We start from the raw sequence: 21,861 nt of genomic DNA, 5'->3' as shown, positions 1-21,861 counted from the left end.
CCAGGCTCAGCTTTTTGGACCAATGTTCAGCCCTGCGCTTGCCCATCCGGGGCGGGATCCATGGAGGTGGCGTCGCCTCGGATGAAGGCCAGAGCCTGTTGCAGCTGTGGCGGCTGAATGAGCACCTCGCGGGCCTTGGAACCCTCGGATGGCCCTACGATTCCCCTCGACTCCAACAGGTCCATCAGCCTCCCCGCCCTGGCGAAGCCCACACGCAGCTTGCGCTGGAGCATGGAGGTGGATCCGAACTGGGTGGTCACCACCAGCTCGGCCGCCTGGAGCAGCTCGTCCATGTCGTCGCCGATCTCCTCCTGGATCTCGTTCTTGTGGTCGGCCTTGTCGGCCATCTGCTCGATGTCCTCACGGTAGTGGGGCTTGCGCTGGGTGCGCACATAATCCACCGCCTTGCGGATCTCGGACTCGGAGACCCAGGCTCCCTGAACGCGGGTGGGTTTGGCCTGGCCCATGGGCAGGAAGAGGGCGTCGCCCTGGCCGATCAGGGTCTCGGCGCCGGTGGCATCCAGAATGACCCGGGAATCCGTAGAGGAGGATGTGGCGAAGGCCAGCCTGGAGGGGATGTTGGCCTTGATCAGGCCGGTCACCACATCCACCGAGGGACGCTGGGTGGCCAGGACCAGGTGGACACCGGCGGCACGCGCCAGCTGGGTGATGCGCTGAATGGAGCTCTCCACGTCGTTCTTGGCCACCATCATCAGATCGGCCATCTCGTCGACCACCACGACCAGGTAGGGATAAGGAGCCACCTTGCGGTTGGAGCCCGCCGGGGCGTGGACCTTGCCCTCACGCACGGCCTTGTTGAAGTCCTTGATGTGCCGGAATCCGAAGAACTGCAGGTCGTCGTAGCGGGCGTCCATCTCCTTGACCACCCACTCCAGAGCCTGGGCGGCCTTCTTGGGTTCGGTGATGATGGGCGTGAGCAGGTGGGGGATGCCGGCGTAGGCGCTCAGCTCCACACGCTTGGGGTCCACCATGATCAGGCGGACCTGTTCCGGCGTGGCCCGCATGATCAGCGAAACCAGCATGGAGTTGATGAAGCTGGACTTGCCCGAACCCGTGGCGCCGGCCACCAGCAGGTGGGGCATCTTGGTCAGGTCGGCGGTCACATAGTGGCCTTCCACGTCCTTGCCCACGGCCGTCATCATGGGGTTGTCGTCCTGCTGGGCCTTGTCGGAGCGCAGCACGTCGCCCAGGTGGACGATCTCGCGGTCCACGTTGGGAATTTCGATGCCGATGGCCGACTTGCCGGGGATGGGCGACAGGATGCGCACGTCCGAGCTGGCCACCGCGTAGGCGATGTTGCGCTGGAGGTTGGTGACCTTCTCCACCTTGACGCCAGGGCCCAGCTCCACCTCGTACTGGGTGACGGAGGGGCCGCGCAGGAAGCCGACCACCTTGGCATCCACGTCGAACTGCTGGAAGGTCGATTGCAGGGCCTTGATGACCGCGTCGTTGGCCGAGGTCCTGACCGCATGGGGCTTGCCCTTGACCAGCAGGTCCGTGCTGGGCAGCACGTAGGGCCGGCTCTCGTCCACCTGGCGGTCGTCGGAGGAACCTGACGCTTCTGCAGCCTGAGCGCCGGCCGTCTGGTTCCCTGCGGCCGGAGCGGGCTGGGCATCCATCTGCACGGTGTCGGCCGCAGCAGCGGCAGCGGCCCAAGGATCCGAGGCCCCCACGCCGGACAGCGCGGCCGGATCCACCTTGGGGTGCCCCTGCTCCCTGGCATCCAGAAGGGCGGCCGTGGCCGGGGCCTCCACCGCGGGCATGTTCTGCGTGGACACCTGATCACCCTGGTCACCCTGGTCACCCTGGTCAGCCCCCTCCAGCGAGGCCGCCTGGGAGAAGGGCTCGTCAGCCTCGTAACGCTCGAGATGGGTGTCCGTGTCTTTGCCGATGCGGCCATGCAGCAGGCGGCTGAACCAGCCGGCCACCCCGCCACGGCCGGAATCCCTGGCATCCTCCTGGTCCGACTCCTGGTGGGTGGGCACGCCGGGCGCCAGAGGCAGGGTGTCATCGCCCAGCCTGACCTCGTTGGGAGCGGTCTGCGCCTGAGCCGAGCCGGAGGCATGGGTCCTCTTGCCGCGCAGCAAGGCGACCAGGTCGCTCATATGGAATCTGAAGGTGATGAAGAGGCCGAAAATAGCCACGAGGACGAAGATGATGACGGCGAAGACCTTGGACAGCCCCCAGGCCAGAGGCGAACCCAGGAAGAACCCCAGAAGGCCGCCTGAGCCGCTGATGGCCCTCATGTCGAAGCCTCGATGGTCCGAAGCCATGAGCACGTCCAGAATGGAGCAGACCGACCAGAGCACCACCATGAGGCCGCCCACCACAGGCAGGTTGCCCGCCTCGCGCCCGGTGTAGCAGACCAGCCGGAAGGCCGCGAAGAGCAGGACCACCGGCAGGATGATGCTGCAGAGCCCCAGAACGCCCGCAGCCAGGGCATGCAGCCCCCGCCCCAGGAAGCCGTTCACGCGGAACCATTCGCTGGCACTGAAGAGCACGGCCAGGATGACCAGCACGAAGCAGAGCCCGTCCTTGCGGTAGGCGGAGTTGTCGCCGTTCTTGCCGGCCACGGCGCGCACCAGGGATCCCAGGCCCCGGGGCAGGGCCAGCAAGGCCTTGTGCCAGAAGGGTTCCGGGTCCTGGCTGTCCTTGGCTGCGGTTCGGCCGCGACCGCGTGCGTCTGCTTGCTGCTTACGTGTCATAACCCTTTCAGCCTACCTAGAACCCCGGTCCGCGCCGGGCCCGACGGGTCAGTGTGCACAACTCTTTCAGACGGTGGGCCGCCAGGGCTAGCATCGTTGGCATGACACCAGCCGAACGTCAGAGCGCCGTGGCCTTCGCCCTGCGCAACCTGCTTCTGGATGACCGTCAGCCCGGCCCTTCGGCCCTTCAGGCGGCCAGCGACTTTGTGGCGGGCAGAAGGCAGGCCGAGGCTCTGGCCGACCAGGCCCGGCGCTTGGAGGCCAAGGCGGCTGCCCTGACGGATGCCCTCTTTCTGAGGACCATCCTGGTCTGTCAGCGACCCTGGGCGACCGAGGGCGATCTTGCGGAGCTGCGGGCCATCCACCGCCGACTGCTTCCCTGCCTGCCGGAAGAGCGAGCGCTGCGCCGACCTCAACCGGGGGACGATGCCAGTCTGTATCCGGCGGCCATGCTGGAGCAGGGAGCTGCGGCCATCGGCCAGGAGCTGGCAGCCGAACACAACCTGGCCAGCCTGGATCGTCCGGTCTTCGTGGAGCGCCTGGCCCATTACTACGACGAGCTCTCCTGCCTGCACCCCTTCGCCGACTGCGACGGCATGACCCTGCGCATCTTCCTCTCACGCCTGTCCCACGATGCCGGCTGGGACCTGGACTGGGGACGGGCTGATCCGACCGCCCACCGCCGGGCCCTCCAGCGGGCGCTCCGGGGCAAAACCGACGACCTGCAGACCCTGATCGCGGGCATGGTCCGCCCGGTCAACCCAACCAGAATATTTCTGATCGCCGGATGGGACCAGGGCCCAGCCCACTGAGCCGACACCCTCAGCCCGGCAGTCTCAGCCCGCCAGCCGCTCGTTGCCGCTGCGCTTGGCGGCCTCGATGATCTGGGCACTCTGGTTGATCAGTTCTGTCGCCCCGGCCTGGTCGTGGTCGCGGACGTGACCCCAGTATTGTATTTTGAGCTGCACATAGCGCTTCCGCGCCTGCAGGTCGGCCATCCGCTGGTCCAGCCGCCGTCCCTGCTCGTCCAGGAGTTCGATCTGCCGTCCGGCGGCCTCGGCTCCCCCGGCACGGTTGCCCAGATACTCCCGCATGTGCTCCAGGGACATGCCCGTGGCGCTCAGGCAGGAGATGGTCTCCAGCAGATCCAGATCCTCCTGGCTGTAGCAGCGGTGGCCGCTCGAGGGATCCCTGGCGATGGGCGGAATGATGCCGATGGTCTCGTAATAGCGCAGGGTGGTCTCCGGCATCCCCGACATGAGCGAGGCCTGGCGGATGGTGTACCAGGGCCCTGATTCCTGGTCGGGCTGGGTTTGGGCGGTCTGGGTTTCAGCCTGGGGCTGCGTGATGGTGGTCATACCCGTCCAGCCTAGGAACTTCAAGTACTTGAAGTCAAAGCGCGCCCAGATGGTGTCTGGTCACCCTCCCCCGGTCCGACTGGTCGGCCTGGGCGTCCGCCTGGTCGAAGCAGCCTTGGTCGGCCTGGTCCACCAGGTCCAGGGCCTGCCGGGCCAGGTCCGGGGCCAGGGCATTCAGCCAGTGGATGCGCGGATCCCGGCCGAACCAGCCCATCTGCTTGCGGGCCAGGCGCTTGGTCTTCTGCGCTATCAGCTCGAAGGCGGCATCCAGGTCGGTGCGGCCGTCCAAATAGTCCAGAATCTGCTGATAGCCCAGGGCGCGTGAGGCCGTGGTCCCCAGGCGATTGCGCAGCCCGCTCACCTCATCGACCAGCCCCTGGTCCCGCATGGCCTGGGTGCGTCGGTCGATTCTGCGGTCCAGCTCCTCCCGGGGCAGGTCCAGTCCAATCTGCAGGGCGGGCAGCAGGTAGCGGTACCGGGGCAGACTGGCCGAATAGGGCCGTCCGGTGATCTCCATGACCTCCAGAGCCCGCACGGTCCGCCGCACATTCCGGGGATCCATCCTGGCCGCAGCCTCAGGGTCCCGCTCCTGCAGCTGGCGGAAGAGCAGCCCGGGTCCCTCCTCCTGGGCCCGCTCCTCCAGCCTGGCCCTGACCGCCGGGTCGGTGCCGGGGAAGGACAGATCGTCGATGACCGCCCGGGTATAGAGCCCGGAGCCGCCGACGAGAATAGGCCGGATTCCCTGCGCCCGCAGGTCGGCTATCAGGGACCGGGCCATGGTCTGGAAGCGGGCCACGCTCATGGCCTCCTCCGGCTCGATGATGTCGATCAGGTGGTGGACCACCGCCTGCCGCTCCCCTGCCGAAGGCTTGGCCGTGCCCACGTCCATCCCCCGGTACATCTGATAAGCATCGGCATTGACGATATGAGCCTCCTGCCCGCGCGCCCGGAGAGCCTGCGCCAGGGCCACGCCCAGGGCGGTCTTGCCCGAGGCTGTGGGACCCACGATGGAGATGATGCGGGGGTCAGCGGATGTCATAGACCTGCCCCGCCCGGGGATCCGGGTCAGCGATCAAATAGTGGGGCCCGGCCTGGGTGACGGTGCAGGTGACCAAGTCCCCGGGCTTAGGCGCAGGCATTCCCTGGGGCACCCCGACGTGGACCAGCACCCCGGTGCGCTCATGCCCGGTCACCCGGTGGGTGCTGCCGTCGTGCCTGCCGTGCCCGTCGCCGATCAGCACCTCCACCTCTTTGCCCAGAAAGTCCTGCATATGCTCCATGGTGATGGACTCCTGCAGGGCCTGCAGCCGCTCGAACCGGTCCTGGACCACGGCCTTAGGCAGCTGGGGCATGCGGGCGGCCGGCGTGCCGGGCCTGGGCGAATACTCAAAGATGAAGGCCGACGAGAAACGCGCCCGGCGCACTACATCCATGGTGGCCTGGAAGTCCTCTTCGGTCTCCCCGGGGAAGCCCACGATGATGTCGGTGGTGATCAGGGCATCGGGCATGGCGGCCCGCACCTTGTCAAGTATGTCCAGAAAGCGCTGGGACCGGTAGGAGCGCCGCATGGCCCGCAGAATCCGGTCTGAGCCCGACTGCAGGGGCATGTGCAGCTGGTGCATGACCGTGGGCGTCTCGGCCATGGCCGCAATCACATCGTCGGTGAAGGCCGCCGGGTGGGGCGAGGTGAACCGGATCCGTTCCAGCCCAGGCACCCGTCCGCAGGCGCGCAGGAGCCGGGCGAAGGCATAGCGGTCCCCCGTCGACCAGCCGTAGGAGTTGACATTCTGCCCCAGCAGGGTCACCTGGCGGGCCCCGGAGCGCACGCAGTCCTCAACCTCCTGCAGGATGTCGTCCATGGACCGGTCCCGCTCCCGCCCGCGCACCGAGGGCACGATGCAGAAGGTGCAGGTGTTGTTGCAGCCGACCGATATGGACACCCAGGCCTGCGAGCGCGAGGCCCTGACCGCCGGCAGCCGCCCGGGCAGATCCCGCAGCTCCTGCGACACCCCCACCTGGGGCCGCCCGTCCTTGCGGGCCTTGTCCAAAAGCCCGGGCAGCGAGCCGATGTCCCTGGTGCCGAAGACCGCATCCACCCAGGGCGCCGCCTTCACGATCCGCTCCCGGTCCTTCTGGGCCATGCAGCCGCCCACGGCGATGCGCGTGTCGGGCTTGTGCTGCTTGAACCTGTGCCAGCGCCCGATGGTCCCGTACATGCGCTGGGTGGCGTTGTCGCGCACGGCGCAGGTGTTGAGCACCATCACGTCCACCTCGCGCGCGCGGACCTGTTCGGGCGTGGCCTGCTGGTAGCCCTGGGCCCGGAGCACCCCGGCGATCCGCTCGGAATCGTGCTCGTTCATCTGGCAGCCCAGGGTCCGCACATAGTAGACGCCCCTGCTGTCCTTACGCTGAGCGGTCACGCTCATGCCCTCGCCTGCTTCCATAAGCCACGATTGTATGCGCAGGTCGGGTCCCGCGGCCATCGGGGCCTGTGCGTACCATGAGTCATGGTTACGAACGGCGGCATGGGAGGTTCATGTGATTCTCGACCGTAACAGTGCCATGAGCGCATCCGAAATGAAGCAGCGACTGTCCGACCTGGACGAAAAGGACCGTCCCAAGCTGGACATCGACGAGATAACGGAATTCGTCAATCTCATGCAGACCTACGAGGGGGCCATGTACGAGATTTCGACCAAGCTGGACGTGCTGGACACGGAATTCCAGGTCCGGTTCAGCCACAACCCCATCCACCACATGGAGCGCCGGCTCAAGAGCGTGGACTCCTTGATCGGCAAGCTGCACCGCAAGAACCTGCCCGTCACCATCCCCTCGGTGCGCGATCACATCTTCGACGTGGCCGGCGTGCGCGTCATCTGCAACTACCGGGACGATGTCTACTCGGTCTCCCGCTACCTCTCCGACCAGTCGGACATCCAGGTGCTCAGGGTCAAGGACTACATCCGCAACCCCAAGATGAACGGCTACCGCAGCCTGCACGTCATCTACGCCGTGCCGGTCTTCCTGACCTCGGGCCCCCACTACACGCCGGTCGAGGTGCAGTTCCGCACCATCGCCATGGACTACTGGGCCTCCCTGGAGCACCAGCTGCGCTACAAGTCCGACCTGCCCGACGCCCGCCTGGCCGAGCATTCGCAGACCCTGCTGGACTGCGCCCGCTCCCTGCAGAACATCGAGGTGCAGATGCAGTCCATCCACCGCGACATCTCAGGTTCGCCCCAGGAGCAGGAGGCCGACGACGAAGCCATCAGCGGCAATGCCGATTAGCTGAATCGTCACAAATCCTTTACCATAGAGACCAGGCCAGGTGGAAGGGTTGGGGCTTCCGCCGGGTCCCAGGAGGAGGCCCCGCCTGCAAGGTCGGGTCTCCTCCTGTACCACCATCCCTTAGAAGTCGAAGTTGTCGGGATCCGCACCGGTGCGCTCGTCCCTGTTCATGGCGGTGATGGCCTTCATGTCCTCATCGCTCAGCTCGAAGTCGAAGACCTGCGCGTTCTGCTCGATCCGCTCCTTGTGGGTGGACTTGGGGATGACGATGACCCCGCGCTGCAGGTGCCAGCGCAGCACAATCTGCGCCGGGGAGCGGTCGTAACGCTCGGCCATGGCCTTGAGCCTGGGGTCGGCCAGCAGGTTGCCGCCGGTGCCGCCCAGGGGGCTGTAGGCCTCCACATCCACGCGCAGGGTGCCGTGGCAGTAGTCGATCAGGTCGTCGTTGACGAACTGGGGCGAGGACTCGATCTGGTCGACCGCCGGCTTGGTGCCGCTGATGGTGTGCAGCTCGTCCAGGTGGTGCTTCTGGAAGTTGCAGACCCCGATGGCCCGCACCCGCCGCTGGGTGTAGAGCTCCTCCATGTCCTCCCAGGCCTGCTGCCAGCCCTCGGCGGGCCAGTGGATCAGGTAGAGGTCCAGGTAGTCCACGCCCAGCCGGTCCAGGCTCTCCTTGAAGGCCTCCTTGGCCCGCCCTGCACGGATGTCGTCATTCCAGAGCTTGGTGGTCAGGAAGACATCCCGCCGGTCAACCCCGGAGCGGCGCAGCCCCTCCCCCACGGACTGCTCGTTGCCATAGATCATGGCGGTGTCGATGTGGCGATAGCCCGCCTGCAGGGCCCAGGTGACAGCCTGGCTGGTGGCCTCGCCATCAGGTGTTTGGAAGACCCCGAGACCCAGCTGGGGAATGCTGACCCCATTGTTGAGGGTGATGACGGTGTCGGTAACGTTTCCGGTCATATAGTCATGCTCCTTATCGGCCGATCAGCGGCCGTGACGTATTGTCTGTTCATTCTATCTGTCAGGCAAGATGGGAGGAGTTGTTGCTTAAGGCCCACCGCCGTGCATTTGCATCTCGTGTGTTGTTTGCTGGCTGGGTGGTAGGGTGAAAAGCGGGGGATGCCGAGAAGACGGCTGGCTTCCGCTATGGTTCTTGTAATCCGATGCAGGACTGGCGCTGGCAGGTAGAACTTTGATAAACAGGCGGTATTGATACCGTTTGGTGTTTGGTGAAGGGGTTTTAGTTTCATGCATCTGGTTTCCCGTCTGCGTCGCACCTTGGCGATGACGATCGTCCTACTGGGAATGCTTGCGGGCCTGGGCGTCGCATCCGCCCAGGCGGACGCTCCCATCCACACCGGGGGGGGGGGGTCGTCAGACCCCTCGCGTAGCTGAGCAAACCCCCGGCACCCTCCCCAGCAACGCAACCAGCACACCACTACCCACACCCTCACCTATAGAAACCACCACACCATTAAGCCCAGCAACACCTAGTCCAGGCACTCCGTCATCGACGACGGGAACAACCGGCAGCGCAGACTCCACTCCAGCTAAATCAATAGAGAAAACGGACGATCAAGCCACACACGTAGTGTGCTTCGACCCCGACGACGGCAGCACACCCGCTCAGTCAACCGTGAAAACCGGCACCCTCGCCGCTCCCCCGCAACAGAATCCTCAGCGTCCCGGCTTCCGGTTCGACGGGTGGACATACAACGGCCAACCCTTCGACCTCCGGACCCCCATCCTCCAGGACACGACACTGACAGCGCAATGGCCGAAGACCACGGACTGGGTGCTGAGCCCGGACCACGGGCCCGCCTCCGGCGCAAGGCTGACCATCAGCCCACCCGACAGGCAGGAACCCTATTACACGAGCATCCACAGTGCAGGCGACCAGATTGCGGGCCTGACCGGCGACGGGCGCATCTACACCTGGACGAAAGACAGCACACCCATGCAGGTTCCTTTCCCTGCCCAAGCATCCGACGGATTCCATTACCTGCAGGCCACAGCCGGCAGCCGAGAGCAGGCCGCACTGGGATCCGACCAGCACATCTACACCTGGAACAGCCTAGAGGCCACGCCAACCATCCTCGCCACTAGCCGGAACACCCAGTTCACCAGCATCAACCTGAATGGCGATCGGCTCTTGGCCGTGGACCGGCAGGGACAGGTCCACGTCTTCCAAACCAGCCAGAAAGGCAGACGGAACCCGAAGCCCTACGGACAAGAAACAATCAGCCTGCCCGGAAAGGCGCAAGCCGTTCTCGCCGTTGCCTCCAGCAGCCGGGCCCTCATCGTGGACGCGGACGGGCAAGCCTGGACCTGGGACACGAGCAAGACCGGCAACGCCAAGCCCGCAAGCGTCAAACAAAATCCTGAAATTCGCATCGTCCAAGCCCAGGCCCTCAGCCAGGGGTTCCTCCTCCTGGACGCGGACGGGCAGCCCCGGTACCTGGCTGGCAGCACAGCCATTCCTGCAACCGTCGGCCTGCCGGACGGCGCGCAAGCCAGCCGGATCACCACAAGCAATGACCAGGCCGTCATCACCGATGCGGACGGCCACATTTGGGCCTGGAAGCCCGGCAAGACACCCATCCGCGCGGACGACGGGAGCCGGCCGTACGTGCAGGCCGTCAGCGCCGGCGGCAAGATCACCGCCATCAGCAGGCAGGGCGACCTATACGGGTGGAGCCTGGACGGGCAGGGCCAGCCCGGCAAGCCCGCCAGGCTCGACACCATGCAGGCGCCCATCCTGGAATCGGCCAGCCTGGACGGCCAGGCATTGACGCTCACCAGGAGCAACGGCTCCTGGCAGGCGGACATGCCCGCACGCCAGCCCGGACAAGCCGCTATCCTCATCACGGGCAGGCAGGACGGCAAGCCCTTCACCAGGAGCCTCAGGTACACGATCGGCCAGCCGCTGGCACGAGCTGCGGAACCAGGATCCGCGTTCACGGCCCGCTTCGACACAGGCGGCGGAAACCCCATACCAGCAGACCAGACTGTCCCCGCCCCGTACGGGAGGGTGAAGCGGCCCTCACCCGACCCTGTGCGGGAAGGCTTCCTGTTCGACGGCTGGTTCATTGGCGAGGTCGCCTACGATTTCAGCAGGCCCGTCGGCAAGGACCTGACCCTGACCGCCCACTGGACGCCCACAAGCAGGAACAGCAGGTGGAGTATCAGCCCCAACAAGGGCAGCCAGCTGGGCAACGAGACCACCACCATCACCCCGCCAGACAGCGCCAGCCGGGGCATCAGATTCAACCAGATCAGCGGAGGAAGGAACTACGACTATGGTTTTTCCTTGGCTGTGGGCAGCGACGGGAACGCCTACGCCTGGGGAAGGAACAGCAGTGGCCAGCTCGGCGACGGGACGATCACCGAGCGGCATACGCCGGTCATGGTGCCAAAGCCTGCAGGCGCGCCGGCGGACTTCACCTACCTGCAGGTCAGCGCCGGACAAGATCATTCCCTGGCCGTGGGCAGCGACGGCAACGCCTACGCCTGGGGAAACAACAAATATGGCCAGCTCGGCGACGGGACGGGCAGCAGCCAGAAAACGCCGGTCAAAGTGGGGAAGCCTGCAGGCGCGCCGGCGGACTTCACCTACGTGCAGGTCAGCGCCGGACAATATCATTCCCTGGCCGTGGGCAGCGACGGCAACGCCTACGCCTGGGGAAGGAACGACAAGGGCCAACTCGGCGACGGGACGACCAGCAGCCAGAATACGCCGGTCAGGGTGAAGACGCCTGACCGCAAGACGTACCCGGACCTGCCAGCGGATTTCACCTACCTGCAGATCAGCGGCGGAGACTATCATTCCCTGGCCCTGGGCAGCGACGGCAACGCCTACGCCTGGGGATACAACGGCAGTGGCCGGCTCGGCGACGGGACGACCAGCAGCCAGAATACGCCGGTCAGGGTGAAGACGCCTGACCGCAAGACGTACCCGGACCTGCCAGCGGATTTCACCTACCTGCAGATCAGCGGCGGAGACTATCATTCCCTGGCCCTGGGCAGCGACGGCAACGCCTACGCCTGGGGATACAACGGCAGTGGCCGGCTCGGCGACGGGACGACCAGCAGCCAGAATACGCCGGTCAGGGTGAAGACGCCTGACCGCAAGACGTACCCGGACCTGCCAGCGGATTTCACCTACCTGCAGATCAGCGGCGGAGACTATCATTCCCTGGCCCTGGGCAGCGACGGCAACGCCTACGCCTGGGGATACAACGGCAGTGGCCGGCTCGGCGACGGGACGACCAGCAGCCAGAATACGCCGGTCAGGGTGAAGACGCCTGACCGCAAGACGTACCCGGACCTGCCAGCGGATTTCACCTACCTGCAGATCAGCGGCGGAGACTATCATTCCCTGGCCCTGGGCAGCGACGGCAACGCCTACGCCTGGGGATACAACGGCAGTGGCCGGCTCGGCGACGGGACGACCAGCAGCCAGAATACGCCGGTCAGGGTGAAGACGCCTGACCGCAAGACGTACCCGGACCTGCCAGCGGATTTCACCTACCTGCAGATCAGCGGCGGAGACTATCATTCCCTGGCCCTGGGCAGCGACGGCAACGCCTACGCCTGGGGATACAACGGCAGTGGCCGGCTCGGCGACGGGACGACCAGCAGCCAGAATACGCCGGTCAGGGTGAAGACGCCTGACCGCAAGACGTACCCGGACCTGCCAGCGGATTTCACCTACCTGCAGATCAGCGGCGGAGACTATCATTCCCTGGCCCTGGGCAGCGACGGCAACGCCTACGCCTGGGGATACAACGGCAGTGGCCGGCTCGGCGACGGGACGACCAGCAGCCAGAATACGCCGGTCAGGGTGAAGACGCCTGACCGCAAGACGTACCCGGACCTGCCAGCGGATTTCACCTACCTGCAGATCAGCGGCGGAGACTATCATTCCCTGGCCCTGGGCAGCGACGGCAACGCCTACGCCTGGGGATACAACGGCAGTGGCCGGCTCGGCGACGGGACGACCAGCAGCCAGAATACGCCGGTCAGGGTGAAGACGCCTGACCGCAAGACGTACCCGGACCTGCCAGCGGATTTCACCTACCTGCAGATCAGCGGCGGAGACTATCATTCCCTGGCCCTGGGCAGCGACGGCAACGCCTACGCCTGGGGATACAACGGCAGTGGCCGGCTCGGCGACGGGACGACCAGCAGCCAGAATACGCCGGTCAGGGTGAAGACGCCTGACCGCAAGACGTACCCGGACCTGCCAGCGGATTTCACCTACCTGCAGATCAGCGGCGGAGACTATCATTCCCTGGCCCTGGGCAGCGACGGCAACGCCTACGCCTGGGGATACAACGGCAGTGGCCGGCTCGGCGACGGGACGACCAGCAGCCAGAATACGCCGGTCAGGGTGAAGACGCCTGACCGCAAGACGTACCCGGACCTGCCAGCGGATTTCACCTACCTGCAGATCAGCGCCGGAGGCGATCATTCCTTGGCCGTGGGCAGCGACGGATACGCCTACGCCTGGGGATGCAACTACTATGGTAACCTCGGCAACAACACCGCCAGCGGGCGCAGTGACACGAATCCTGTTCCTGTGCGCGTGCGCGACCCCTCCAACCCCACCGACAAGAGCAAAGGACTGAAAGCGACACAGGTGAGCGGCGGAGTCCATGATTCGCTGGCCGTGGGCAGCGACGGGTACGCCTGGGCCTGGGGATTCAACAACTATGGCCAGCTCGGCAACAACAGCAGCGGCAGCTCTTCGTCTGTTCCAGTGCGCGTGCGCGACCCCTCCAACCCCACCGACAAGAGCCAAGGACTGCAAGCCGTGCAAGTCAGCGGCGGGAACTATTATTCGCTGGCCGTGGGCAGCGACGGCAACGCCTGGGCATGGGGATACAACAGCGCTGGCCAGCTCGGCGACAACAGCACAAACAGCAAGTCGGTTCCTGTGCCGGTGTCGTTCAACCTGCAGCTGGTGATCACCGGCGTCAGGTTCGACCAGACCCCCGCATCAGGGCTGACGCGCGGCGACGGCAGCAGCGTCAGCGTGCTCACGCCCGCACACCAGCCGGGCACGGTCACCGTCAGCGTCGACTACACGCTGGGCGGCGCAGGAAGCACCCTGACCGACAAGTCGCTGACCTACACGTACCTGCCAGCAGGCGTGCTCCCCAAGGCAGGCGGGGAGGGCATCCTGCTCGCCCTGGCCACCGGCATGACCGGCATGGGCGGGATCCTGGCATCCCGCCGCCACCGGCAGGAAACACGCCAACTGGTTCACGCTTCGCACGAGTAAGAGCGGCCGGGCGGCGTATCAATCCCCCCGCCCCCGGCCCATCAAGGGGGAGCAGGGAGGAAACGTGCCACTTAAGGCTCAACCCCAAGAGAGCCCGACACTTCCCTCCCGCGCCCCCACCACACTCCGTCCAGCCTGCAAAGTCTGGACGGCACATCAGGAGAGGGGCAACCGCCATGGCGGGATACGGGCATGCAACCACCCCACCATGGCGGCCACCCCCACCCGATCCTAGCCAGCCCCTTTCATGCAATTTCATAATTGCCCTAAGCAGCCGACTATGCCCCATTACTGCAATCACAGCCGTCGGGCCTTTGGATCCGGCTTGTGTGTTGCTTGTCAAACCGGTGGTATGGTGAAAAACAGGGGTAACGGGAAGACGGCTGGCTTCCGCCACAGTTCCTGCAATCCGGTGCAGGGTTGGCGTTGAAAGACAGGACGGCTTTCCGGCAAACAAGACGCTTTTAAGCGAGCCGCTGGCTCCGCTTGGTGTTGGTGAAGGGGTTTACGAGTCATGCATCTGGTTTCCCGTCTGCGTCGCGTGTTGGCGATGATGACCGTCCTGCTGGGCCTGCTGGCAGGCCTGGGCGTCGCGTCCGCCAATGCGGCGGACGCTCCTGTACTCACCGGGGGGGGGGGGTCGTCAGACCCCTCGCGTAGCTAAGCAAACCCCCGGCATTCTCCCCAGCAACGCAAAAAACACTCCACTGCCCTCGCCATCACCGCTGACACCTTCCTCGCCACTGAGCTCCACGACACCAAGCCCAAATACCCCGCAATCGTCAACAAGCAGTCCGGACAACACAGGATCCGCTTCAACCAAGCCATCCGATACCGATGATCACACTTCACACATAGTACGCTTCGACCCTGCTGACGGGAACGCGCCTACTCAATCAACCGTGAAAACCGGCACGCTCGCCGCTCCCCCGCAACAGAACCCAGTGCGCGAAGGCTTCCTGTTCGACGGATGGACGCTTGACGGCCAGCCCTTCGACTTCCAGACCCCCATCCTCCAGGACACGACCCTGAAAGCCCAATGGTCGAAGACCACGGACTGGACACTGAGCCCGGACCACGGGCCCGCCACCGGCGCCCGACTGACCATCAACCCGCCCAGCCCGCAGGAACCCTACTATGTCAGCGTCCAAACCGCAGGAGACCAGACTGTCGGCCTGACCGGCGACGGCCGCATCTACACATGGACGCAAGGTGGCACACCCAAACAGATCCCCTCCCCCGCGCAGACTCCTGCCGGGTTCCACTACCTGCAGGCCGCAGCCGGCAGCCACTGGCATGCCGCATTAGGATCCGATCAGCAGCTCTACACCTGGAACAGCCAACAAGCGACACCCGTGATCCTCGACACCAGCCAGAGCAGCAGGTTCACCAGCATCAGCATGAACGACGACCGGCTCCTGGCCGTGGACCGGCAGGGACAGGTCCACACCTTCCAAGACAGCCAGACCGGCAGCCAGAATCCGCACCAGAAGCCCGTCGAACAAACCACAACCAGGCTGCCGGGGCAGGCGCAGGCCGTCCTCGCCGCAGCCTCAGCCAGCCGGATCCTCGCCCTGGACGCAGACGGGCAAGCCTGGACCTGGGACAAGAACAACACCGGAAAAGCCGAACCCGCACGCATCAAACAGCAGCCCGGCATGCGCATCGTCCAAGCCCAAGCCCTCAACCAGGGGTTTCTCCTTCTGAACGCGGACGGGCAAGCCCGGTACCTGGCCAACACCGCAGCCGATTCCACTGCCGTCAAGCTGCCAGAAGGCATGAAAGCCAGCTCGGCCGCCACCAACAATGACCAGGCCATGATCGTCGGCAAAGGCGGCCGCCTCTGGGCATGGCAGCCCGGCGAAGCGCCCAAGGGCGCGGAGAACAAGGGACAGGTCTACGTGAAGGCCACAGCTGCCGGCAGCAGGGTCACTGCTATCAGCAGGCAGGGCCACATATACAGGTGGAGCCTAGACGGGCAGGGTCAGCCCGGCAAGCCAGCCAGACTCGACACCAGCACCGACCCCACCCTGGAATCAGCCAGCCTGAACAGCCAACCGCTCAAACTCAGCAAGACCAGCAGCATCTGGCAGGCGGAAATCCCCGCACACAAACCGGGACTAGCCACAATCACCATCGCCGGCAGGCAGGACGGCCAGCCCTTCACCATAAGCCTCAACTACACGGTCGACCAGCCACTGACACGAGCCGACCAGCAGAGCACCACCCACACCGTCACTTTCAATGCGGACGGAGGAAGCCCCAAACCCGCAGACCAGAACATCTCAGACCCCTACGGCAGAGCGAAGCGGCCCTCACCCGACCCGACGCGCGAAGGCTACCAGTTCGACGGATGGTTCATCGGGGAAGTCGCCTACGACTTCAGCATGCCCGTCACCAAGGATCTGACCCTGACCGCCAAGTGGACCGAAAGCCAGAACAACAAGTGGAGCATCAGCCCCGACAAGGGCAGCCAGCTGGGCAGGGAATCCACCACCATCACCCCGCCGAACACCAGCCGAGGCATCAGATTCAGCCAACTCAGCGGATCAAAATACGACGGTAGCACTTCCTATGGTTTCTCCTTGGCCATTGGCAGCGACGGGAACGCCTACGCCTGGGGCAACAACACGTATGGCCAGCTCGGCGACGGGACGAGAACCAGCCAGACTACGCCGGTCATGGTGAAGAAGCCTGAAGGCGCGCCCACGGACTTCACCTACGTGCAGGTCAGCGCCGGATGGCTGCATTCGCTGGCCTTGGGCAGCGATGGATACGTCTACGCCTGGGGATGGAACAACTATGGCCAACTCGGCAACAACAGCCACAGCTCTTCGTATGCTCCGGTGCGTGTGCGCGACCCCGCCAGCCCCACAGACACAAGCAAAGGACTGAAAGCCGTACAGGTGAGCGGCGGAACCTATCATTCACTGGCCGTGGGCGCCGACGGGAACACCTACGCATGGGGATACAACAGCTCTGGTCAGCTCGGCGACGGGACAACCACCAGCAGGACTACGCCGGTCATGGTGAGCAAGCCTGATCCCAAAACTTCTACAGATGTGCCTGCAGATTTGGCCTACGTGCAAGTAAGCGCCGGATACGAGCATTCGCTGGCCATAGGCAACGACGGATACGCCTACGCCTGGGGAGACAACTCCCGTGGCCAGCTCGGCAACAACAGCAACGGTTACTATGCAGATTCGTCTGTTCCGGTACGCGTGCGCGACCCCGCCAACCCCACTGACACGAGCATAGGACTGAAAGCCACACAGGTGAGCACCGGAACCTATCATTCACTTGCGGTGGGCAGCGACGGATATGCCTACGCCTGGGGATACAACAGCAATGGCCAGCTCGGCAACAACAACACCTACAACGACTCGTCTGTTCCTGTGCACGTGCGCGACCCCGCCAACCCCTACGATTCGAGCAAAGGACTGCAAGCCGTACAAGTGAGCGGCGGATACTATCATTCACTGGCCGTTGGCAGCGACGGATACGCCTACGCCTGGGGATACAACAAGTATGGCCAGCTCGGCAACGGCACCAGCTACAGCAATTCGTCTGTCCCTGTACACGTGCGCGACCCCGCCAGCCCCACCGACTCGAGCAAAGGACTAAAAGCTACACAGTTCATTGCCGGAGACCATCATTCGCTGGCCGTGAGCCCAAACGGATACACATACGCCTGCGGATACAACGGCTATGGCCAGCTCGGCAACGGCAACACCAGCCTATCGACTGTTCCTGTGCCGGTGACGTTCAACCTGCAGCTGGTGATCACCGGCGTCAAATTCGATCAGACTGCCGTATCGGGCTTGACGCATGGCAAAGACAACAGTGTCACCGTGCTCACGCCAATACACGTGCCGGGCACGGTCACCGTCAGCGTGGACTACACGCTGGGCGGCACAGCCCAGCAGCCCGATACTTCCCTCAGATATACATATCTGCCTGCAGGCGTGCTCCCAAGGGCCGGTGGGGAAGGCATCCTGCTCGCCCTGGCCACCGGCATGACCGGCATGGGCGGGGTCCTGGCCTCGCGTCGCCACAGGAGAGAACGGCACAGGCTGTTGCATACTTCACACGAGTAAGACAGGCCGGAGGCGGATCAATCCCCCCACCCCCGGCTTACAACGGGGGCGCACGGAGGAATGCCACATACAAGGCTCATCCCCAAGGGAGCCGGCACTCCTCTTGCGCCCCCACCACCACACTACCGTCGACTGATGCTGACAGGAATTGAGAGCAGGCATGCACATCTCGCCTCTGCAATGGGAAGAAGGAAACTTGGGCAAACCGATCAAGCGGCACAGAACCCCAAGTCCGCTCGGTCTTCGTCCGTGCTCCCAGTTCCGGATACTTGGTACAAACAAATACTTTTGCTCAACCAAAAAATTCATTGTCGTCGATGACTGACCCGGCTCGTGTGTGTTATCTGTAGGCTGGGTGGTAGGGTGACAAAAGGGGGATGTCGAAAAGACGACTGGCTTCCGTCAGGATTCGCGCAGTCTGTTGCACGGGCTGACCTTGAGCATTGGGCAACTTTCCGACAGGAGAACGTTAAAGCTATAGGCAAGCGGTGTTTGCTCCGCTTGGTGTTTGGTGAAGGGGTTTTGGTTTCATGCATCTGGTTTCCCGTCTGCGTCGCATCATGGCGATGATGACCGTCCTGATCAGCCTGCTGGCAGGCCTGGGCGTCGCATCCGCCCAGGCGGATGCTCCCATACTCACCGGGGGGGGGGGGTCGTCAGACCCCTCGCGTAGCTAAAGAAACCCCCGGCACTCTCCCCAGCAGCGCACTAGACACGCCACTACCCTCACCCTCACCAATACAAGCCACCACACCACTAAGCTCCGCAACGCCTAGTCCGAACACCTCGTCATCGACGACGACAACACCTGGCAACACGGACACCACACCGACTCAATCAGCCGAAAAGGCAGACAATCAGGCTTCGCGCACAGTGCGCTTCGACCCTGCTGACGGCAGCAAACCCACCCAATCAACCGTGAAAACCGGCAATCTCGCCACTCCCCCGCAACACAATCCTCAGCGACCCGACTTCCGGTTCGACGGATGGACGCTTGACGGCCAGCCTTTTGACTTCCAGACCCCCATCCTCCAGGACACCACCCTGAAAGCACAATGGACCAAGACCGCGGACTGGACACTGAGCCCGGACCACGGGCCCGCCTCCGGCGCCCACCTGACCATCAGCCCACCCAGCCTGCAGGAACCCTACTACATCAGCATCCATACTTTCGGAGACCGGTTTGTCGGTCTGACCGGCGACGGCCGCATCTACACATGGACGCAGGACAGCACGCCAATACAGGTTCCCACCCCCGCCCAGGCTTCTGACGGGTTCCGCTACCTGCAGGCCGCAGCCGGCACCCGCCGGCAGGCCGCCTTGGGATCCGACCAGCACATCTACACATGGACCAGCCAACAGCCTGCGCCCAGCATCCTCGACACCGGTCAGAACGCCGAGTTCACCAGCATCAGCATGAACGACGACCGGCTGCTGGCCGTGGACCGGCAGGGACGAATCCACACCTATCAGGCCAGCGATACCGAAAGTCAGGGTCTGAACCTGAAATTCACAAAGCAGGCCGCAACCAGCCTGCCGGGGCGGGCGCAGGCCGTCCTCGCCGTCGCTTCCGGCAGCCAGGCTCTCATTGTGGACGCGGACGGGCAGGCCTGGACCTGGGACACCAGCAACACCAGGAAAGCCGAACCCGAACGTATCAAGCTGGACCCGGACATGCGCGTCATTCAAGCCCAGGCTCTCAGCCAGGGGTTCATCCTCTTGGACACGGACGGGCAGGCCTGCTACCTGGCTGGCAACACTGCCAGCATGACCCCGGTCAGTTTGCCGGACGGCGCCAAGGCTAGCCAGATCAGAGCCAACAAGGACCAGGCTATGATCACCGGCACGGACGGCTTCCTTTGGGTGTGGAAGCCCGGCGAAACACCGGTTCGTGCGGACAACAGAAATCATCAATATATACAGGCCGCCGCAACCGGCAGCAGGGTCACCGCCATCAGCAGGCAGGGCAGCCTATACAGGTGGAGCCTGGACGGGCAGGGCCAGCACGGCGGGCCAGCCCGGCTCGACACCACACAGGCGCCCATCCTGGAATCAGCCAGTCTGGACAGCCAGCCGCTCAAACTCACCAGGAACAACGGCTCCTGGCAGGCGCAGATGCCCGCCCGCAAGCCGGGACCAGCCGCCATCACCATCACCGGCAGGCAGGACGGCCAGCCCTTCACCAGAAACCTCAACTACACGGTCGACCAGCCGCCGACACGAGCCGCCGAACCACGATCTACGCTCACGGTCCACTTCGACACGGGAGGCGGAAAACCAGAACCAGAAGACCAGCAATTCTCCACCCCATACGGCAGGGTGAAGCGCCCCTCCCCCGACCCGGCGCGTGAAGACTTCCTGTTCGACGGATGGTTCATCGGCGATGTCGCCTACGATTTCAGCAAGCCCGTCGACAAGGACCTGACCCTGACGGCCAAGTGGACTCCGAACAGCACGTGGAGCATCAGCCCCGACAAGGGCAGCCAGCTGGGCAGGGAATCCACCACCATCACCCCGCCCGACACAAGCCGGGGCATCAGGTTCAACCAGATCAGCGGAGGAAAAAGTTCCAACAAAAGTTTTTCCTTGGCTGTGGGCAGCGACGGGAACGCCTACGCATGGGGAAACAACTACTATGGCCAGCTCGGCGACGGGACGAAAACCGACAGGACTACGCCAGTCAAAGTGAGGAAACCTACAAACGCACCTGCGGATTTCACCTACGTGCAGGTCAGCGCCGGATGGGATTGTTCGCTGGCCGTGGGCAGCGACGGCAACGCCTACGCATGGGGAAGCAACACCTATGGCCAGCTCGGCGACGGGACAACCACTCAAAGGACTACGCCGGTCAAAGTAGGGAAACCTACAGGCCTCACCTACGTACAGATCAGCGCAGGAGACGATCATTCGCTGGCTCTGGGCAGCGACGGGAACGCCTACGCATGGGGAAGCAACACCTATGGCAAGCTCGGCGACGGGACGACCATTCAAAGGACGACGCCAGTCAAAGTAAGGAAGCCTACAGGCAAGCCGACCGACTTCACCTACGTACAGGTCGGCGCCGGATGGCAGCATTCGCTGGCCCTAAGCAGCGACGGGAACGCCTACGCCTGGGGATACAACAACTATGGCCAGCTCGGCGACGGGACGAAAACCGACAGGACTACGCCAGTCAAAGTGTGGAAACCTACAAACGCACCTGCGGATTTTACCTACGTGCAGGTCAACGGCGGAGGCGATCATTCGCTGGCCATGGGCAGCGACGGGTATGCCTACGCATGGGGATACAACAACTATGGCCAGCTCGGCAACAACAGCAGCGGCAGCTATGCGAATTCGTCTGTTCCTGTGCGCGTGCGCGACCCCGCCAAGACCAACGATACGAGCAAAGGACTGCAAGCCGCACAGATTATCGCCGGATTCAATCATTCACTGGCCCTGGGCAGCGACGGATACACCTACGCATGGGGATGGAACAACTATGGCCAGCTCGGCAACACCACCACCAGAGATTCGTCCGTTCCTGTACGCGTGCGCAACCCCGCCAACCCCACCGATACGAGCAAGGGGCTAAAGGCCGTACAGCTCAGCGCCGGAGAATATTATTCGCTGGCCCTGGGCAGTGACGGAAACGCCTACACCTGGGGTGCCAACGGCAATGGCCAGCTCGGCAACGACACCACCAAGGACTCGAATATTCCTGTGCCGGTGGTGTTCAACCTGCAGCTGGTGATCACCGGCGTCAGATTCGACAGCAATGCCGGCACGAACCTGACGCGCGGCGATGGCAGCAGCGTGACCGTGCTCACGCCCGCACACCAGCCGGGCACGGTCACCGTCAGCGTGGACTACACGCTGGGCGGCGCACCCCAAACGCCCGACACATCCTTGAAGTACACGTACCTGCCCGCAGGCGTGCTCCCAAGGGCCGGAGGGGAGGGCATCCTGCTCGCCCTGGCCACCGGCATGACCGGCATGGGCGGGGTCCTCGCCTCGCGCCGCCACCGGCAGGAAACACGCCAACTATTGCACGCTTCGCACGAGTAAGAGCGGCCGGGCGGCGTATCAATCCCCCCGCCCCCGGCCCATCAAGGGGGAGCAGGGAG

At 64.3% G+C, this 21,861-nt stretch carries 13 protein-coding genes; 8 read left to right on the top strand and 5 right to left on the bottom strand.

The window, feature by feature from the left end; genetic code table 11:
- Positions 1–26: 26 nt before the first annotated feature.
- Positions 27–2,726 (bottom strand): DNA translocase FtsK, encoded by a 2,700-nt coding sequence (locus CI601_RS04935; protein ID WP_121914542.1) that lies wholly within the window; start codon positions 2,724–2,726, stop codon positions 27–29.
- A gap of 101 nt (positions 2,727–2,827) precedes the next feature.
- Between CI601_RS04935 and CI601_RS04930 the strand changes: the two genes are divergently transcribed.
- Positions 2,828–3,538: a Fic family protein gene (locus CI601_RS04930; RefSeq protein WP_121914541.1), complete on the top strand. Its 711-nt coding sequence runs from the start codon at positions 2,828–2,830 to the stop codon at positions 3,536–3,538.
- 24 nt (positions 3,539–3,562) lie between these two features.
- On the opposite strand, the gene CI601_RS04925 is transcribed toward CI601_RS04930, so the two are convergent.
- The 3 genes from CI601_RS04925 to miaB are packed head-to-tail and all read right to left on the bottom strand — an operon-like array spanning position 3,563 to position 6,510.
- Complete coding sequence (locus CI601_RS04925; protein WP_121914540.1) at positions 3,563–4,084, bottom strand: MerR family transcriptional regulator; 522 nt, start codon at positions 4,082–4,084, stop codon at positions 3,563–3,565.
- Between the two features lie 34 nt (positions 4,085–4,118).
- Positions 4,119–5,123 carry a tRNA (adenosine(37)-N6)-dimethylallyltransferase MiaA gene (gene miaA, locus CI601_RS04920; protein WP_121914539.1) on the bottom strand — a complete coding sequence of 335 codons (1,005 nt, stop codon included), beginning with the start codon at positions 5,121–5,123 and terminating at the stop codon, positions 4,119–4,121.
- Entirely contained in the window at positions 5,110–6,510 is a 1,401-nt protein-coding gene (gene miaB / locus CI601_RS04915; protein ID WP_259465327.1) for a tRNA (N6-isopentenyl adenosine(37)-C2)-methylthiotransferase MiaB, read from the bottom strand. Before miaB ends, miaA begins: the two co-directional genes overlap by 14 nt.
- Before the next feature lie 151 nt (positions 6,511–6,661).
- Here miaB and CI601_RS04910 point away from each other — a divergent pair, with 151 nt between their 5' ends.
- Entirely contained in the window at positions 6,662–7,372 is a 711-nt protein-coding gene (locus CI601_RS04910) for a GTP pyrophosphokinase family protein (RefSeq protein ID WP_045924161.1), read from the top strand.
- A 120-nt stretch (positions 7,373–7,492) separates the two neighbouring features.
- On the opposite strand, the gene CI601_RS04905 is transcribed toward CI601_RS04910, so the two are convergent.
- Positions 7,493–8,332 (bottom strand): aldo/keto reductase, encoded by an 840-nt coding sequence (locus CI601_RS04905; protein WP_121914537.1) that lies wholly within the window; start codon positions 8,330–8,332, stop codon positions 7,493–7,495.
- Between the two features lie 288 nt (positions 8,333–8,620).
- Here CI601_RS04905 and CI601_RS08450 point away from each other — a divergent pair, with 288 nt between their 5' ends.
- From CI601_RS08450 to CI601_RS04890, 6 genes are all read left to right on the top strand, one after another.
- Complete coding sequence (locus CI601_RS08450) at positions 8,621–8,767, top strand: hypothetical protein (RefSeq protein ID WP_183129766.1); 147 nt, start codon at positions 8,621–8,623, stop codon at positions 8,765–8,767.
- A gap of 241 nt (positions 8,768–9,008) precedes the next feature.
- Positions 9,009–13,658: an InlB B-repeat-containing protein gene (locus CI601_RS04900; protein WP_183129765.1), complete on the top strand. Its 4,650-nt coding sequence runs from the start codon at positions 9,009–9,011 to the stop codon at positions 13,656–13,658.
- A 514-nt stretch (positions 13,659–14,172) separates the two neighbouring features.
- Positions 14,173–14,322, top strand: coding sequence for a hypothetical protein (locus tag CI601_RS08550; RefSeq protein ID WP_259465326.1), 150 nt, complete (start codon positions 14,173–14,175; stop codon positions 14,320–14,322).
- A 238-nt stretch (positions 14,323–14,560) separates the two neighbouring features.
- On the top strand, positions 14,561–17,755 hold the full coding sequence (locus tag CI601_RS04895) for an InlB B-repeat-containing protein (RefSeq protein ID WP_259465325.1): 3,195 nt from the start codon (positions 14,561–14,563) through the stop codon (positions 17,753–17,755).
- Positions 17,756–18,285: 530 nt separating this feature from the next.
- Positions 18,286–18,432: a hypothetical protein gene (locus CI601_RS08445; protein WP_183129728.1), complete on the top strand. Its 147-nt coding sequence runs from the start codon at positions 18,286–18,288 to the stop codon at positions 18,430–18,432.
- A gap of 241 nt (positions 18,433–18,673) precedes the next feature.
- Positions 18,674–21,802, top strand: a complete 3,129-nt coding sequence (locus CI601_RS04890; RefSeq protein WP_259465324.1) for an InlB B-repeat-containing protein — start codon at positions 18,674–18,676, stop codon at positions 21,800–21,802.
- The last annotated feature ends 59 nt before the right edge of the window (positions 21,803–21,861 follow it).

The sequence above is a fragment of the Bifidobacterium sp. wkB344 genome, from assembly GCF_003688305.1.
GTDB lineage: Bacteria > Actinomycetota > Actinomycetes > Actinomycetales > Bifidobacteriaceae > Bombiscardovia > Bombiscardovia mizhiensis.
Note: the sequence above shows the minus strand (reverse complement) of the source record. Positions and strands in the feature narration are given on the sequence as shown.

What these genes read in the sequence shown, in the direction of transcription:
- CI601_RS04935 (WP_121914542.1), bottom strand. Translation starts at nt 2,726, where the DNA reads ATGACACGTAAGCAGCAAGCAGACGCACGCGGTCGCGGCCGAACCGCA.
- CI601_RS04930 (WP_121914541.1), top strand. Translation starts at nt 2,828, where the DNA reads ATGACACCAGCCGAACGTCAGAGCGCCGTGGCCTTCGCCCTGCGCAAC.
- CI601_RS04925 (WP_121914540.1), bottom strand. Translation starts at nt 4,084, where the DNA reads ATGACCACCATCACGCAGCCCCAGGCTGAAACCCAGACCGCCCAAACC.
- miaA (WP_121914539.1), bottom strand. Translation starts at nt 5,123, where the DNA reads ATGACATCCGCTGACCCCCGCATCATCTCCATCGTGGGTCCCACAGCC.
- miaB (WP_259465327.1), bottom strand. Translation starts at nt 6,510, where the DNA reads ATGAGCGTGACCGCTCAGCGTAAGGACAGCAGGGGCGTCTACTATGTG.
- CI601_RS04910 (WP_045924161.1), top strand. Translation starts at nt 6,662, where the DNA reads ATGAAGCAGCGACTGTCCGACCTGGACGAAAAGGACCGTCCCAAGCTG.
- CI601_RS04905 (WP_121914537.1), bottom strand. Translation starts at nt 8,332, where the DNA reads ATGACCGGAAACGTTACCGACACCGTCATCACCCTCAACAATGGGGTC.
- CI601_RS08450 (WP_183129766.1), top strand. Translation starts at nt 8,621, where the DNA reads ATGCATCTGGTTTCCCGTCTGCGTCGCACCTTGGCGATGACGATCGTC.
- CI601_RS08550 (WP_259465326.1), top strand. Translation starts at nt 14,173, where the DNA reads ATGCATCTGGTTTCCCGTCTGCGTCGCGTGTTGGCGATGATGACCGTC.
- CI601_RS08445 (WP_183129728.1), top strand. Translation starts at nt 18,286, where the DNA reads ATGCATCTGGTTTCCCGTCTGCGTCGCATCATGGCGATGATGACCGTC.